Annotated in this window: 11 protein-coding genes; 8 read left to right on the top strand and 3 right to left on the bottom strand. The window is 59.9% G+C overall.

What is annotated here, in order from left to right:
• Nucleotides 1-484: 484 nt before the first annotated feature.
• From J2W40_RS20130 to glpK, 8 genes are all read left to right on the top strand, one after another.
• Nucleotides 485-2,005 carry a Fic family protein gene (locus J2W40_RS20130; RefSeq protein ID WP_310227743.1) on the top strand — a complete coding sequence of 507 codons (1,521 nt, stop codon included), beginning with the start codon at nucleotides 485-487 and terminating at the stop codon, nucleotides 2,003-2,005.
• Nucleotides 2,006-3,026: 1,021 nt separating this feature from the next.
• Nucleotides 3,027-5,168 (top strand): TonB-dependent receptor, encoded by a 2,142-nt coding sequence (locus J2W40_RS20120; protein WP_310227742.1) that lies wholly within the window; start codon nucleotides 3,027-3,029, stop codon nucleotides 5,166-5,168.
• A 2-nt stretch (nucleotides 5,169-5,170) separates the two neighbouring features.
• Nucleotides 5,171-6,856, top strand: coding sequence for an alpha/beta hydrolase family protein (locus J2W40_RS20115; RefSeq protein WP_310227741.1), 1,686 nt, complete (start codon nucleotides 5,171-5,173; stop codon nucleotides 6,854-6,856).
• Nucleotides 6,857-6,858: 2 nt separating this feature from the next.
• Nucleotides 6,859-7,383 (top strand): DUF3237 domain-containing protein, encoded by a 525-nt coding sequence (locus J2W40_RS20110; protein ID WP_310227740.1) that lies wholly within the window; start codon nucleotides 6,859-6,861, stop codon nucleotides 7,381-7,383.
• Nucleotides 7,384-7,438: 55 nt separating this feature from the next.
• A complete protein-coding gene (locus J2W40_RS20105; RefSeq protein WP_310227739.1) occupies nucleotides 7,439-8,308 on the top strand; it encodes an alpha/beta hydrolase fold domain-containing protein in 870 nt (289 codons plus the stop codon).
• Between the two features lies 1 nt (nucleotide 8,309).
• Nucleotides 8,310-9,146 carry a DeoR/GlpR family DNA-binding transcription regulator gene (locus J2W40_RS20100; RefSeq protein WP_310227738.1) on the top strand — a complete coding sequence of 279 codons (837 nt, stop codon included), beginning with the start codon at nucleotides 8,310-8,312 and terminating at the stop codon, nucleotides 9,144-9,146.
• Between the two features lie 93 nt (nucleotides 9,147-9,239).
• A complete protein-coding gene (locus J2W40_RS20095) occupies nucleotides 9,240-10,742 on the top strand; it encodes a glycerol-3-phosphate dehydrogenase (RefSeq protein ID WP_310227737.1) in 1,503 nt (500 codons plus the stop codon).
• Nucleotides 10,739-12,217 carry a glycerol kinase GlpK gene (gene glpK / locus J2W40_RS20090; protein ID WP_310227736.1) on the top strand — a complete coding sequence of 493 codons (1,479 nt, stop codon included), beginning with the start codon at nucleotides 10,739-10,741 and terminating at the stop codon, nucleotides 12,215-12,217. The genes J2W40_RS20095 and glpK overlap by 4 nt, the downstream gene beginning before the upstream one ends.
• A gap of 25 nt (nucleotides 12,218-12,242) precedes the next feature.
• On the opposite strand, the gene J2W40_RS20085 is transcribed toward glpK, so the two are convergent.
• From J2W40_RS20085 to J2W40_RS20075, 3 genes are all read right to left on the bottom strand, one after another.
• On the bottom strand, nucleotides 12,243-13,166 hold the full coding sequence (locus J2W40_RS20085; RefSeq protein ID WP_310227735.1) for a FadR/GntR family transcriptional regulator: 924 nt from the start codon (nucleotides 13,164-13,166) through the stop codon (nucleotides 12,243-12,245).
• Nucleotides 13,167-14,134: 968 nt separating this feature from the next.
• Nucleotides 14,135-15,304 (bottom strand): IS91 family transposase, encoded by a 1,170-nt coding sequence (locus tag J2W40_RS20080; protein WP_310227734.1) that lies wholly within the window; start codon nucleotides 15,302-15,304, stop codon nucleotides 14,135-14,137.
• A gap of 4 nt (nucleotides 15,305-15,308) precedes the next feature.
• The gene (locus tag J2W40_RS20075; RefSeq protein WP_310227733.1) at nucleotides 15,309-16,214 is read right to left on the bottom strand and encodes a tyrosine-type recombinase/integrase; all 906 of its coding nucleotides are present in this window, start codon (nucleotides 16,212-16,214) and stop codon (nucleotides 15,309-15,311) included.
• Between the last annotated feature and the right edge of the window lie 338 nt (nucleotides 16,215-16,552).

Raw genomic sequence — 16,552 nt, 5'->3', positions numbered from 1 at the left:
CCGACAAGTCCCCGCGACCCATGACTGCTCCCCAAAAAGCACTCTTGAATCAGAACGAGGCCCGTTTGGGAACCCCTTTTGTCAACACGACCTAAGGAAGTGATGTGGCACGACCGATACCTCAAGCTGATCTACAATCGATCGAGGCGGCCATGGCGCAAAGGCCGGATGGTGCGTCAGCGGCGCAGATTACCAGCGCTCTCGCTACTCCCGGTGTCCGTCGGACCTTCTAATATCTTCTTCGGGCTCTGGTCGATGCCGGTCGGCTACGCCTTGTCGGCGATAGGCGTGCAGCCCGCTATCATCCTGGTAATGCGATCGTCGCCCAGCCTGATCCATCCGACATCGTCCCGATCTCAACTGAAGGCAGCGCTGTCCTTGCGTCAAAAGCGAATCTGGAAAACACATTAAAAGCGATTTTTAGAAAGCCTCTAAAAGCGAAATGTTATGCAGCATTTTTAGCGAAACATGATACAAGTGCCATATGGCTACTCCCGCCCAGAAACTCGCTGACGCGCTAGATGTCCTTGAACGCCTGCAAACGCGCGGCCGCGTTGCCATTCGGTCCGCCGATATCAGCAGGACCTATCGCGAACGCCTCATAACGGCCGGTTTTCTCAAAGAGGTCATGCGCGGATGGTATATTCCTTCGCGGCCCGATGAACCGCTAGGAGAAAGTACGGCCTGGTTCGCCAGCTTCTGGGGATTCTGCACCGAATATCTGACCGAGCGGTTCGAGGATCAGTGGATCCTCGCACCCGATCAATCGCTGCTGCTCGCGACCGGCAACCGTACGGTACCACCGCAATTGCTGGTGCGTGCACCGGGCGGCCGCAACCGCCCCACCGAACTTATCCATCATACGTCCTTGATCGATACCAACCTTGCGCTTCCCCCCGTAAGGGACCGGATGGTCGACGATGACGGGCTTCGTCTCTTCAGCATCGACGCGGCCCTGATTGCCGTTACCGGGCAGTTCTTCACCAACCGTCCCACCGATGCGCGCACGGCCCTTGCGACCCAGCGCGATGGATCGGCTCTGCTGGAGCGCCTGCTCGAAGGTGGGCATTCGGTCATAGCAGGCCGCTTGGCAGGCGCATTCCGTAACATTGGCCGGGATCGGATCGCGGAAGAAATCGTCGCCACCATGAAATCGGCCGGCTATGTCGTTCGGGAAACTGATCCGTTCGCCGCAAATCTAGCAGCTCCCTTGCCGCGCGATCCATCGCCGGCCGCCCATCGTGTTCGCCTGATGTGGCAAGATATGCGCGAACACATCCTTGAGGTTTTCCCCGCCGCTCCGGGAATTACGGATCCCGCATCTTATCTTGCCCGCGTCGAGGAAAATTACGTCAACGACGCCTATCATTCGCTATCGATTGAAGGCTATCGCGTCAGCCGCGATCTGATCGAGCGCGTACGTGGTGGCGACTGGAACCCCGATGGCGAAGAGGCCGATCGTGCGCACCGCGACGCACTGGCAGCGCGCGGCTATTGGAAAGCGTTTCAGGCCGTCGAGCAAAGCCTCGCGCGCGTGCTAGGCGGCGATAACGCGGGAACGGTGGCTGATGAAGATCATCCCGCCTGGTATCGCGCGCTCTTCGCGCCCAGCGTTGTGGCAGGCCTTGCGCGAGCAAGCGATCTTGCGGGCTATCGCAATGCGCCGGTGTTTATCCGCGGATCTCGTCATGTACCGATGCGGGCGAATGCCGCCCGCGACGCAATGGCTGCGCTGTTCGAATTGCTGCGCGCCGAAGATGAGACTGCGGTACGGGTCGTGCTGGGGCATTTCATCTTCATTTACATCCACCCTTACATTGATGGGAATGGCCGCATGGGCGGCTTCCTCATGAATATGATGTTGGCGTCGGGCGGCTATCCCTGGACGATCATCCCCGTAAATCGACGCGCCGACTATATGGCCGCGCTCGAGCAGGCAAGCGCAGCCGGTGACATCAGACCCTTTGCCAATTTCCTTGGCGAACTGGTGACCGCGCAGGCATGAGGGTGCATGATAGAAACTCTGTTTTACAGGTTCAAGGATCACATGCAATCAGGTGTTTCTCGGCAAGGATTGGGACATTTTCTTACCGGAATGACGGCTTCCGGGAACGGACTTCGCTAAAGCCGACATTTACGCGCCGATGGTTCACATTTTTTTTGCATAGCCTTGTCACACCTATTTCGATGCTGGGGTAAGCGACAAGCGCGTAGTCGAGAAGGCGGTGGGTTGGAAAGCCATTCGGCGCGACGACTGGACTGGGTGCGCTGTTCTAGTCACACACCGAACGGAGAGCCATCCGTGCGTGCATCGGACACGGCGTTACCGATTCGACTAGCGCTGCGACCAATGTCACTATGAAACCCTGGCGGAGCATCGCCAGTGTGCTGGTTCCCACCACGGCGGCCAGATTGTGTGATTCAGCCGCGAGTGCGAGTGGCTTTGATAGCGCGCAAACCAAAAGTATCAGCCCGAGAATCCACAGGACCAGCGTGCGCCCAGTGCGGAGCCCTATAATGACGGGTAGCAGGACCACGCCTAGGATGCTCGCCGGTGCGAAGGTCAGCGCCATACATGGCCCGTCTAACCTCGCCCGAACCCCTACCTTCCTCATCGTCAATCTGGCGCAACCGGCGGGCATTGGATACTTCCATGTCGCTGTATTTGCCCCTCAGCTTGTAAAATGTCGCAGTGCTCAGTCCCTGCTTCCGATAAATTCCCACCATCGGCAGCCCTGACTCCTACTCCTTGATAGTCCCGATGATCTGCGCCGCGATAAACCGGAGCTTTCTCATGCTCCTGCTCCTTTTTGTGGACAGGGCGAAAGCAAAATTGGTTCGATTCTTCATCCAAAATCAAAGCTTTGCGGCGCTCTGCGTTCAGTCATCAAATAGACCACTATTTAAAGAAACGAAAAACTTCGAAAACGCGCGAACAACAACGTGGCTTGGATAGCCGTCGGATAACAGGGAGAGAGAAGGTGAATGTTCGCCACATTTTGCTTTGCACCGTCGCAGGGTTGAGCATGGCCATGGGTGTCACGGCCGCCCAGGCGCAACAGCAAGCAGCAGATAGCGCGTCGCTTGGCCCGATGCCGGGTGATATCATCGTCACCGCTCAGAAACGTTCCGAAAATGTTCAAGATGTCCCCATCGCCATCACGGCAGTGTCGGGATCGTCGTTGGGCACGCTCCAGATGCGTAGCGGGACCGAATTGGCTCGCCAAACCCCCAATTTGTCGGTCAGCGTCCTTGGTAACGAAGATCAGCCGAAATTTTCGGTTCGCGGCATTTCCCAGTCGGCGTTCGACCTCAATGCGTCATCCCCCACCGGCATTTTCTATGATGAAGTTTTCGTCCGGGCGTCTTTCCTGGGCGGAGCGCAACTCTACGATATGGACCGGGTAGAGGTGCTGCGCGGCCCTCAGGGAACCTTGTTTGGCAAGGAAACGGTGGGCGGCGCAGTCAGCTATGTCACGCGGGCACCGGAATTTGCTACGTCGGGTTATCTCTCAGGCGAATATGGCAATTATAACTATGTCGCCCTGCAAGGGGCCGCCAATACCCAGATCATCGACGATAAGCTGGCCGTGCGCTTTTCCTTCAACACGAACCAGAGCGATGGTTTCGTCAAGAATTTGCGGCCGGGCGGGCGGGACAAGTCCAATCTCGACAAGACAGCCTTTCGCGTCGCAATGAAATATAAGGATGATGCCGGGTTCGAGGCGACATTGCGCTACAGCTACACGCGCAGCTCACCCGAAGCGGTTGGCACGAACGTAACGGGCTATCTGCCCGGTAATACAAATGCGTTCGGTTTTGATCCGCGTATCGATCCGGTCACTGGACGCAGGCTGGGCGCGCGTGAGGGCTATTATGATCGGGACGGTCAAATCCGTGTGCGCGGCGACGGCATCTCGCTGACGATGAAAAAGGATTTGGGTTCGGTCGCGCTCACATCCATTTCCTCCTATCTCAAAGGCTATTTCCTGAACGAAGTGGATGGCGACGGGAGCGCTGCCAATCTGCTCGCGCTCGATTTCCGCGCGAAAACGAAGGAATATTCGCAGGATCTCCGGCTGACCACACAGTTTGACGGACCGTTTAATGTCATCGCGGGTCTCTATTATTTCCGCGATACGCTCGATAACCTGTTCAACGTGTCGCAGTTCGACGGCGCGTTTAATGCGCGCCAGACCTATTTTCAAACGCGCACCTCCTATGCGGGCTATATCGACGGAACATACGAGTTTTCACCGGAATTGAGCGCCTATGCCGGTTTCCGCATGACTCATGACAAGACGACCATGGCCGATTTCCAGTCGATCGTGAATATTCCGGGCCTCGGTATCCCGTTGACCACGCAGGTTTATAAGGAAACGCAGCCCAGTGGACGTGTCGGCCTGCGCTACAAATTCTCGCGGGATGTCATGGCCTATGCCCAATTTGCACGCGGCTATCGCAGCGGCGGGTTCAACGGTGGCGCGGTAGTCTTCCCCGGTGATCTCAATATCGCCAAGCCGGAATTTCTCGACGCCTATGAAGCCGGGCTCAAGACGCGTCTGTTTGATCGTCGTTTGACGCTCAACCTGTCGGCCTTCCACTATATCTTTAAGGATCAGCAGTTCATCAATTCGGTGTCGATCATCAACCAGGCGCTGGTCAATGCAGGGCGGTCACGGATCAATGGGCTGGAAGCGGAAATCACTGCGGCCATTACGCCGAAGATCAGATTGTCAGCCGGCATGGGCCTGCTGGATGCCACATACACCACACTGACGCTGACCGGCGTGGATCTGGCGGGCAACCGTTTGATTGAAGCGCCGAAATTCACGATGAACTTGGCGGCGGACTATACGGTGCCGTTGAGCAGCGCGGTTGAACTGACCCTGCATGGCGACATGGTGCATAAGAGCAAGCAGTTCTTCACGGCCTATAATGACAAGGTTTTTCCGTTCAGCCTGGGCGTCACCCCGGCGTTTCAGGAATATAATGCACGGGCAGGCCTGGCGTTTGAGGAAGGTCGCTATAATCTTGGCCTGTGGGGCAAGAATTTGAGCAATAATTCGACGCTCGCCGGTGTCGGGATCGAAACCAACACCATGCTGCGGTTCGGAACCGTGCCTTACCCCCGCCGCTACGGTATCGATTTCCAGGTGAAGTTCTGACCATGGATAAGCGAAAGGCAGGGCTTTTCCTGGGCATTTGTGCGCTGCTGATGGCGTTTGGTAGCATGCTCTTGTCGGCAAAAATTCAGGGCAGCTTGGACGTCGATGTCCAGCAAGTCCATTTTTCGGGGGCGAAGGGTGCGCAGATGCGCGCCCTTCTGTTCCGCCCGGCCGGGGCGACGGCGCTGCATAAGGCACCCGCCATTCTCGCCGTGCATGGCTATCTCAACAATGCCGAAATACAGGCGAACTTCGCCACGGAATTTGCGCGACGCGGCTATGTCGTGCTGGCACCTGATCAGCGCGGCCATGGGGGCAGCGACCCCACCAGTTTCGCCGACGGGTTCGGGGGGCCGGATGCGCTCGCCTATTTGCGCAGCCTGCCTTTTGTGGACCGGGACAATATCGGCCTGGAAGGGCATAGCATGGGCGGATGGGCGGTCCTGGCCGCTGCCAAGGCCTATCCCAACGGCTATAAGTCCCTGGTCCTGGAAGGATCGAGCGTAGGTGCGCCCTTCGCTCCAGCCGGAACGCGCACCTTTCCGCGCAATCTGCTGGTCGTTTTTGGCACCCGCGACGAATTTGGCGGGCTGATGTGGGGGGCAGAAGCGCCCTTACGCACGGGCGCGACGGAAAAGGCGCGTACGACCTTTGGAACGGGAACTGCGCCCGTCGTTGCAGGCCAACTCTATGGCCGGATCGAAGAGGGGACGGCGCGCAAGCTGCTGACGCCGTCTGTCTCCCATGCCTGGCTGCACCAATCCGCCACAGGCATCACGCCCGCCATCGACTGGTTCGGACAGACGTTGCGCGGCGGCCGCACGATTCCAGCGGACCGTCAGGTCTGGTATTGGCGGGAAGCAGGCAATCTGCTGGCGCTCATCATGATCCCTCTGTCGATCGCGGGTTTTCTCGCCGCCGCTGGCGTAGCGTTCGCGCGGGTGAGGCCGCTGGCCAACGATGGGATCCCCACGACGACCAGCGGGCGCGACATTGCGTTGCTCGCGGTTGTTCCGGCCCTGCTCTACATCCCTGCTTGTATGGCCGTGGAGGCCATGCTGGGCCAGAATAGCCTGTTTCGTCAGACCTTCTCCAACCAATATGCGGGCTGGGCGTTCCTATGCTCCCTGCTGTCGCTTGCCGTGCTTCGTCGCCGCCATGCTTTGGTTTGGACAGACGGCGTCGCGCGGGCTTTGGGGATGGCCTTGCTCGCGCTGATCCCGGCCTATCTGTTGATTTTCGCGATGGGTCGGCTGTTCCACGTCAATCCATCCTGGTGGATCGTCACCATCCGACCGCTAACGATGGACCGGGCGCGCGATTTTCTGGTCTATGCACCCTTCTTCATCCTGTCCTGCGCGACATCGCTGCGATTGCTGGATGACATCCGCCCGCTGATGAAGGGCAGCCTCGTCTCCGCACTGGGAGAAGCAGCTTTGGCCTTGTCCGGCGGCTTTGTCCTGTTTCTGGCGGCGCAATATGGCACGCTGGCGGCGACCGGGCAGCTTCTGCTGCCGCAACAGGGATTGCTGGTCATTCCAGCTATCAATTTCGCCGTCTTGCTGCTGTTTGTCGCTATTCTGGGTGTCTTTTCGCAGCGCTTTACAGGGTCCACATTGCCAGGTGGTATTGCTGCCGGACTGTTCCTGACATGGACGCTCACCGCAACCCAGCCAATCGGAGTATGACTATGACCAGGATCGCCGCATTGGCGCTCATGATGGTATCGAGCGCTGGATCCCTGGGAACGGCTCAGGCTGCGACCAACCCCGGCCCAGCCGCACCGCCGCTTCGCTTCGTGTTTGAGGAACTGGTGGACCTGGCTGACCCTGAACCGGCTGGTCCCGGTCCCCGTGGGGCTGGCAATCTTATTGGCCTGACCGGTGGCAGCTTTGCCGGGCCGCAATTGCGGGGTGAGGTCGTTCCCGGCGGCGCGGATTGGCAATTGGTCAGGGCCGATGGTTGCACGGAAATTGTCGCCGACTATTTCCTGCGCACCGATGACGCCACCTTGATCCATGTGCGCAACGTCGGCCTGGCGTGTGATCGGGCGGGCAAGCAGGGGCCATATTTGCGGGCGACCCCTGTCTTTACCTCGCCGACCGGGAAATATGACTGGTTGAACAAGGCCGTATTTACCTCCGTCATCACCCCTCTTCCAGATAGCGATGGCAAAGTCCGGCGCGTTGCGATCCGCTTTTACGAAGTCGAATGACGGCCGGGCATAGGGACAGATTGTGGCAATATTTCACGACATTGGCGCGCGCCTTATGCAGGCTTTCATCGCGCCGCGCATCACGGTGGTGCCCAAATCTCTATGTTTTACGTCTATTCCGCGAAGAGTGCATGTAATCCATGTGCCAACGCGCCACGGCCCCGCGCGTGTCGATGTCTACGCGCCGCCAAACCCCACCTCGACAACAGCCGTACATCTGAACTTTCACGGCGGCGGCTATGTGATGGGGCATTTGCAGCAGGATGACCCTTTTTGCGCCTTCCTTGCCGATCAGGCGGGAGTGTACGTCCTCAATATCGATTATGTTCTGGCTCCGCAGTTCCGCTATCCCGCTGCCGTGCAGCAAGCCTTTGAACTCGCCAACTGGGCTGCGACCAGCGGTGCAGAAGGCGGTTGGGACGGCACACGGATGACCGTCGGCGGCCAGAGCGCCGGCGGCGGCCTGGCGGCGGCGCTGTGCCTTCTGGCGGCGGACGGTGGCATCCATCCTATCGAGCGGCAGATACTGCATTATCCGCCGCTCGACCTTGTCACGGATCCGGCGGACAAAAAGGGGCGCGCCGCCAAGCCGCTCATCCCACCCGCTTTGGCCCGTCTGTTCAACGCTGCCTACACGCCCGACGCCGCCCTACGATCGGAGGCGGGCGCATCCCCGCTGATTGGTGCGACCGATCTGCAACTGCAGCGCGTTGCACCAGCGGTCGTCATAACCGCAGAACTGGACGTCCTGCGCGACGAAGCCAGTGCCTATGCCCAGCGGTTGGCAAAAGCGGGATGCCTTATCGAACATATCGACATAGCCGGTGTCGACCATGGCTATAATCTTCGGGATGCAGCCCCCGACATGGTCGCGCAGGTCTATCGTCGTATCGCCGACCATGTTCGCGCTACCTGGGCATACTGAGGTGCATAGCAAACAGAAGATGGTGCCAGACCCGGCAAAGGCAACACCGGCGGACAGCGATGCCCTGCGCGATCTCGCTGCCATCCGTCACGTCAAGCTGGTGGAGCAACTCCATGCTCTAGGCAGCGTGAAAGTGGAGGCGCTGGCCCATCATCTGGGCGTGACACCGCAGACGATCCGGGGCGACCTGCGGATGCTGGATCAACAGGGTTTGATTAGCCGGGTGCGTGGCGGGGCGGTACTGCGATCGACGCTGGATAACATCGGCTATCAATCCCGCCAGGCCATCGCATCCGATGCAAAAGGCCGTATCGGTGCAGCGGCGGCGGCGTTGGTGCCCGCCGCCGTCTCCGTGTTCATCAATATCGGTACGACGACGGAAGCCGTGGCATCGCACCTGGTCCGGCATCAAAGGCTGATGGCTGTGACCAATAATTTGAACGTGGCCGAAATCCTTGCCGATTCAAAAGGCGTCGATGTCATCGTCGCTGGTGGGCGTCTGCGCTCGGAGGATCGTGCCATCATCGGCCCGCTGGCAGTGGATTTTCTGAGCGCCTTCAAGGTCGATTATGCCATCATCGGGGCCAGCGCGATCGACAAAAGCGGGAGCCTGCTGGATTTCGACATTGACGAGATCAAAGTGTCACAGTCGATCGTCGCCAGCGCTCGGCACGTTATTCTGGTCGCGGATTCATCGAAACTGGCACGTCATGCGCCAGTGCGGTTTGCGACCATGGCCAATATCGACACGTTCGTGACCGATAGGCTCGTGGATCGCGATCTGGCCGCCATATGTGCGCGTGAAGGCGTGCGGGTGGTCGAGACGGATCGGGGTTAGGCGCGCTAGATGTCTCGAACGGGATTGCTGAGATAGAAAGGCGGCTGTCGCGCCAGACGTGCGGCAGAGCCATAAGGGTGAACGAGATCTGACATGCGGCATGAAACGGATTGTGATCTTTTGGTCATCGGTGGGGGCATCAATGGTGCTGGGATTGCGCGCGATGCGGCCGGGCGTGGCTTGCGCGTCGTCGTGCTGGAGGCGGGCGATATTGCGCGGGGGACATCCTCTGCCTCCACGAAACTGATCCATGGTGGCCTACGCTATTTGGAACATCATGAATTTGGCCTGGTGCGGGAGTCGCTGGCCGAGCGGGAGCGGCTCTGGTCTATCGCACCCCACATCGTATGGCCGATGCGGTTCGTGCTGCCCTATCAAAAGGGGTTGCGCCCGCGCTGGCTCTTGCGACTTGGACTGTTCCTCTACGACCATATTGGTGGACGCAAGCGCTTGTCGGCCACGCGGACGCTCGACCTGCGGAAGCATGTTGCAGGTAAACCCCTGAAACCCGGCTTTCGCACCGGCTTTGCCTATTCGGACTGCTGGGTGGACGATGCACGCATGGTGCTGCTCAACCTGCGTGATGCCGCTGACCGGGGCGCACGCATCCTACCACGCACGGCGGCAACCGGTTTGATACGGATGAAAACGGGATGGCGCGTGAGCGCAACGGGCGGGCAGACATTCCATGCCAGGGCTGTTGTGAATGCAGCCGGACCGGCCGTGCTCGATGTGCTTGGCCTCGCTAAAGTGACGAGCGATGGGTTACGCATGCGGCTTGTGCGTGGTTCTCATATCGTCGTTCCACGCCTGTTCGACCATGACTTTTCCTACTTTTTCCAGCTGCCGGACGGGCGCATCTTCTTTGCCATTCCCTATGAGCGCGATTTCACCCTGATCGGCACGACCGATGTCGATCATACCGGCCCGCTTTCGGATATCCGTGCGGATTCGGACGAAATCGCCTATCTGTGCGAAGGCGCGAACCGATATTTCGCCCTGCAGATCAAGCCGTCCGACGTTGTTTGGAGCTTTGCAGGCGTGCGCCCGCTGGTGGATGACGGGTCGGGCCGACCGGAGGCCGCGACGCGCGGCTATCGGCTTGACCTGTCGCCAGAAGCCGATGGCGCGCCGTTGCTGAGCGTGTTTGGCGGTAAATTGACCACCTACCGCCATCTTGCCGACAGCGCGCTTGCTCTCCTGGCGCAGCGCCTTCTCGGCCTGTCCACGACCGGCTGGACCGACAGCGCGCCGCTGCCCGGCGGAGATTTCCCGATGGAAGGGGCCAATGCCCTCATGACGCAGGTGCGGGATCGATATCCGTTTCTGACCGAGGCGTGGAGCGAACGGCTTGTGCGATGCTATGGCATGACCTGCTTCGATATTTTGAAAGACGCGCGCACGCTGAATGATTGCGGCCGCCATTTTGGCCATGGGCTGACCCAATATGAGGTTGACCATCTGATGACGCGCGAATGGGCCAGTACGGCGGACGATATCCTGTGGCGCCGAACGAAATTGGGCCTGTTATTTACGTCGGTGGAGACGGAAGCTCTTGCCGTTTGGATAGCCGACAATAAGGGGGATGCAGCATGAAAGCCGTGCTCGCGATTGATCAGGGTACCACGTCGACCCGGTCCTTGCTGATCGACGAAGCGACGGCCGTGCGCGCTGCTTTTCGTGTCGAACTCGTCCAATCCTATCCCGCCGCAGGCTGGGTGGAACATGACCCCGAAGCGATCTGGCGCGATGTCGTGTCGACTGCGCGCGACGCTCTGGATAAAGCGGTAGGCTTGGGGCTGGATGTCGCCGCCATCGGTATCGCCAACCAGCGTGAAACCTGCGTGCTGTGGGACCGGGAAAGCGGACAACCAATCCACCCCGCTATAGTCTGGCAGGACAGGCGCGGAGCGGACTGGTGCCAGCGGTTCATAGATGATGGGCTGGAGCCGGATGTCAGGAACAAGACTGGTCTGCTGCTCGACTCCTATTTTACCGCCAGCAAGCTCGCCTGGCTGCTCGACACCATCCCCTCGGCGCGTGATCTGGCGGAACGCGGACGTCTGGCCTTCGGCACCATTGACTGCTTCCTGCTGTGGCGACTGACCGGGGGAAAGGTCCATGCGACCGACGCCACCAATGCATCGCGCACGCTGCTATTTGACATCGGCAAGATGGCCTGGTGCCCGGAACTGTGCCGCATGTTCGCCATCCCAATGCAGATTCTACCCCAAGTGCGCGAAAATGATGCTCTCTTTGGCATGTCCGAGCGCCATGTCCTGGGCGTGTCGCTACCTGTCACGGGCATGGTGGGTGATCAGCAGGCCGCCTTGATCGGCCAGGGCTGTCTGGGGCGAGGGGACGCCAAGATCACCCTGGGGACCGGGGGATTTGCCATGCAAAATACCGGATCGCATATCTGCCATTCCGAACATCGTATGCTGGCCACTGTCGCCTGCTATTCGGCGGGCGCCGCCCATTACGCCATGGAGGGCGCCTTTTTCGTCGCAGGGGCGGGCGTCAAATGGACGCGGGACAAGCTCGGCCTCGTCGCTTCGTCGGCCGAAACGGAAGTCATGGCGCGCTCGCTGCCAGACAATGCAGGGGTCTATCTGGTTCCCGCATTCGTCGGATTGGGTGCGCCCCATTGGAACCCGACGGCACGGGCCGTGCTGACAGGGATGACGTTCGGGACGGGGCCAGAGCATATCGTTCGCGCCGCGCTGGAATGCGTCGCTTATCAGGCCGCCGACCTGTTGAACGCGATGACGCTCGATAGCGGCCTGACATTTGACGCGCTTAAGGTCGATGGCGGGATGGTGGTGAATGACTGGCTGTGTCAGTTTCTGGCCGACATCCTCGACATGTCTATCCTACGCCCGGCCAACATCGAAACTACGGCGCTCGGCGCGGCATTTCTTGCGGGAACGGGGGCTGGGATTTGGAGCGCTTTGCCCGACGCCACATCACGGGTGCCGCTGGACCGTCATTTCGTTCCCACGATGGCAATGACCGAGCGGAACCGTCTCTTGTCCGGTTGGCGTGACGCTGTTCGACATGTCTTATGCTAAACGGCTCAACATCACAGGTTAAACGTCACCAGTAATTTTCCAGGGCGAACTGGCAGCGCAGATGCGCTTCCTTGTTGCCGCTGTCGCTATGGCTGACGATGTTGTCCATGATCAGGCGGCTGGCATCGAACAATTCGCGCGCTGCCGCGTCGGGCAACTCGGCGCTGCTGACGCGGCGTAGAAGGATGGAGCCGGCGAGCGCGCGCGCGGTGAAATGCAGGATGGGGTTGCCTGCCAGATCCGCAATGTCGCGGATGAAGGAATACCAGGCCGTGCCCAATGCAGTCGGATTACGCGCCTGCTCCATGGATTTGAAAGATTGCTGAACCCGTAACACGCCCTGATCATCCCGACGTTGGCAGGCCAGTTCAATCATCGCATAATTGACCGCATCCAGAAGAAGACGGCATCGTTTTGGCGACGCATGATGGCCCGCCAGAAAGGCATTAGTCATGTGCAGCGCCTTGCTCTGGCGCGGTCCTGCCAGGAAGACACCTCCCTGCCGCCCGCGCTTCAAAACAACCTGCTGGTGATCCTCCAATATTCTGACCGCTTCGACCGCGACTTCAAGGCTGATGCCATAACGCTCGGCGATGGCCGCGAGTGAGCCAAGATAGGCACCGGGCGCGCTATGCCCCTCTGCATCAGAAACAATGCAGGATGCGACCCATTCCGCCTGGGTGGAACGGGTATGGAGCAGGCGCGTGTCCCGACTGGCGGCCGACATGTGGCCCAGAAGGCGCCTGACCAGCTCGGTCGATGCATCAATCTGCAACGTCAGCGTTGGCGCCAGCCAGACCACCGCCTCCTTTGCTGCGACCATCGAGTCGCAATCGTCGATTTCGGCATGAAGGGCGGACACGATGGCATCGGGGTCGGGAACGACCGCCCATAATCCACCCATCCCATTGCCGCCCCGGCGTGGCTCCATGATGCCCCGATGTTGCATGACCCGGCTGACTTGACGAGCGACCCGCCGGCCAACCTTATAGCGGCTGGCAATCAACGTTTCGGTCAGGTTGTCAGTCGTGGTAATCGTAGAGGATAAATGCTGTTCGATACGGTCTGCCAGATCGGCTGCTGTCGAGCAAATGTGCCCTTTGCCCCGAACGACGTTGCCAAACAGTTCTCGCGCCCGCGCCAATACAGGTGTGTCACATTTGCCCGGCACGGCGCTTTGTTGTGTGATCCCCCTCATTTGCATTGGATAGCGCGTTTGGAGCGCGATGACAAAGGCGATGACGGCTATCTATGGATCGATGCGTAGTTGTATGGTTTGAACCGGCAGATTGGGGAGTGGTAGCAAATTAGACCCAGAAAGCGCTAACTGTATACTATGCGCAAACATGAAAATCGAACAGACTGGGTTTTCACACAGTTTGCACAAAATTCGTATCATGCTCACATCGATGGAAGTAAGGGTTTTGGCCTGATGCAGGCGGATTCCAGTAAAACCCGAAGAGGTCAAAATGGCGTGTGGCAGTGTGACCGGACAGTGGTAGGTTTCGGTGTTAACTGCGGTCCATGGCGCAACGTGGAATGGCGTGAGTTTGTCGACCAGTACCGGAAACCGGACTGTCCGCAGGCGAGAAACAAAAAATCACGCTTGAATGTCTCACAAGGTGAAGGGTTTCGGACGCTTGCGTACGAAAGCCTCCCATGCAGGAACCCGCGGGCCCAGCAGGATGACCTATGGGGATTTAAGCTTTGGGCTGGTTTGGTCGAGTGGAGCGGAGGCGTCGATTGACGCGCGATGCTGACGGCGCAGTCGGCGTTGAGGTGCTTTAGGTATATGTCGGCGGGTTTCGCCGTGACGCTGCCGGGGTTCGAAGTCGGGATAGCCGATGGCAGGCACAAGCCTTGTCCCTGGCCACAGCGCGGGGCGCAGGGCCATTGTTGCAGGTTGATCATGCCGGGTCATGACGCGAACTCCCGGATCGGCAGGAGCAACGGTGGCGGTGATCGAGGCTGACACCAGCGCGCGAAGGTCTCGATGACGACCACGCGCCCGCCGCAACACGGGCATGGTGAGCAGGTGTCGAGCGGAGCATCAGGCGTCGGCACCTCCGGCTCAGACGGAACGGCCAGCAGCCTGCGGGCGAGCGCGAGATTATCCCTGCGCGCTGCGCTGGCGAGCAGGCCGTAGTGTCGGATGCGATGGAAGCCACGCGGCAGGACATGCAGCAGGAAGCGGCGGATAAACTCGTCGGCGGTCAGGGTCATGATCTGGTGGCGTTCAGCGCCGTCGCGCCGATAATCCTTGTAGCGGAGTGTGACGCCGTTCTGGTCGAAGCTGATCAACCGCCGGTTCGAGATGGCGACCCGGTGGGTATAGCGCGACAGATAGGCGAGCACTGCCTCGGGACCAGCAAAGGGTGGTTTTGCGTACACAACCCAGCGCTTTTGCCGCACCGGTGCCAGGTGCCGCAGGAAGGTCCGGCGGTCGGCCAGATCGCTCATGGCTCCAAAGAAGTTGAGCCGCCCTGCATCGTGAAGGGCGATGAGCCGGGAGAGGAAGAGGCGGCGGAACAGCTTTCCCAGAACACGTACCGGCAGGAGGAAGGCGGGACGCGAGGATATCCAGCGCGTCCCGTCGTGTGCGATGCCCCCGCCTGGCACGATCATGGCTGATCCCCATGTATGGAGCACCGCCGTGATGCCGATCCGGGCACCCAGAGGCTTGGGATCGGCGGCAATGGTCATCATCGTCTCTGACGCTGCCCGGAACAGCAGATCATAGACCAGCGTCTTGTTCTGCCATGCGATGTTGGCGATCTGGGCCGGAAGCGTGAACACGACATGAAAGTAGCCGACCGGCAGCAGGTCGGCCTCGCGCTCGGCCAGCCAGGTGCGCGCGGCGGCGCCCTGGCACTTGGGGCAGTGCCGGTTCCGGCAGCTATTATAGGCGATCCGCCAATGCCCGCAGTCCTCGCAGGCCTCGACATGACCGCCCAGAGCAGCGGTGCGGCAATGTTCGACCGCGGACATCACCTTGAGCTGGTGCAGGCTGAGATGACCGGCATGCGCTATCCGGTAAGCAGGCCCGGCGGACTGGAAAATGTCGGCGACCTCCAGGTTGGATCGCACCGGCTCAACCGGCGGGCACCTTCCCCTCCATCAACGCCATCAGCGTGTCGAGCGGGCCCGATACGGCGTGGATCGTTCGGGTGGAGACCTTGGTATAGAGAGCCGTCGTCTCGAGTTTGCTGTGGCCAAGCAGGACCTGGATCACGCGGATATCGACATTCTGTTCCAGGAGATGCGTTGCGAAGGAGTGACGCAGGGTGTGTGGGCTGACGCGTTTGCGGATCCCCGCCACCTCGGCAGCCTCCTGAACGGCGCGGTGCAGTTGCCGCGTCGATATTGGATCGGTGATATTCTGGCCTGGGAACAGCCAGCCATGTGGGATCAGGACACCGTGCTTCCTGCCCTCGCGCCACCACATCCGCAGCAGTTCGAGCAGTTGCGGCGAAAGCATGGCGTTACGGTCCTTGCCGCCCTTGCCCTGTTCGATACGGATCAGCATACGCTGGCTGTCGATATCGTCGACCTTGAGGTGAGCGACCTCCGACACCCGCAGGCCCGCTCCGTAGGCCACGCCCAACGCCGCCTTATACTTGATACTCGCCGCCGCCTGGAGCAACTGCGCGGCCTCTTCGACGCTCAGCACTTGCGGTAGTCGGGACACGTTACGGGTGATCACCAGTGCGCGCGACAGGTCCCGCCGCTTGAGCGTGGTCGTGAACAGGAAGCGCAGCGCCGACACCGCGCCGTTGATCGTGCTCGGCCTGACGCCGCTCTCATGCTGCATTAACTGAAAGCTGCGCAGATCCTCTTCCGTTGCCGTATCGGGCGGGCGGCCCAGAAAGGCGGCCAGACGCTTCACATGGCGGATATAATCCTTCTGTGTATGGGGCCCAAGACCTCGCATCATCATGTCGTGCTGCATCCGCTGACGCAGTGGGCTGATCGGAGCAGTATTGATCGAGACAGTCATGGCAAGTTCCTCTTCGTTGAAGGAACTTCCAACCTCAGACGGCGACCTCGCCCCGCCAAAGGCCCCTATTTACAGCACTACGACGCCCCACGCGACCCTCCCGCGCAGCGGGTTCGTGCATGGGTCGACCGCAGAAGCGATGGCGGCACATCCCTGCTCGGATGGCTTCGGGTTTGATGATCGACTTTCGTCATCAATGCAATTTGATGGAAGCACATTGCCTGTTCGCGATCATCAAATGTGCTAGAGAGGGGCAGACGATCATCAAAAATGAGGCTGCCCCGGCTTCATACGATCGGGAGAGTTATACGTGCCCGTCCTGTACCACGAAGGCCGCT

This window comes from Sphingobium xenophagum, from assembly GCF_031457465.1.
GTDB lineage: Bacteria > Pseudomonadota > Alphaproteobacteria > Sphingomonadales > Sphingomonadaceae > Sphingobium > Sphingobium xenophagum_A.
Note: the sequence above shows the minus strand (reverse complement) of the source record. Positions and strands in the feature narration are given on the sequence as shown.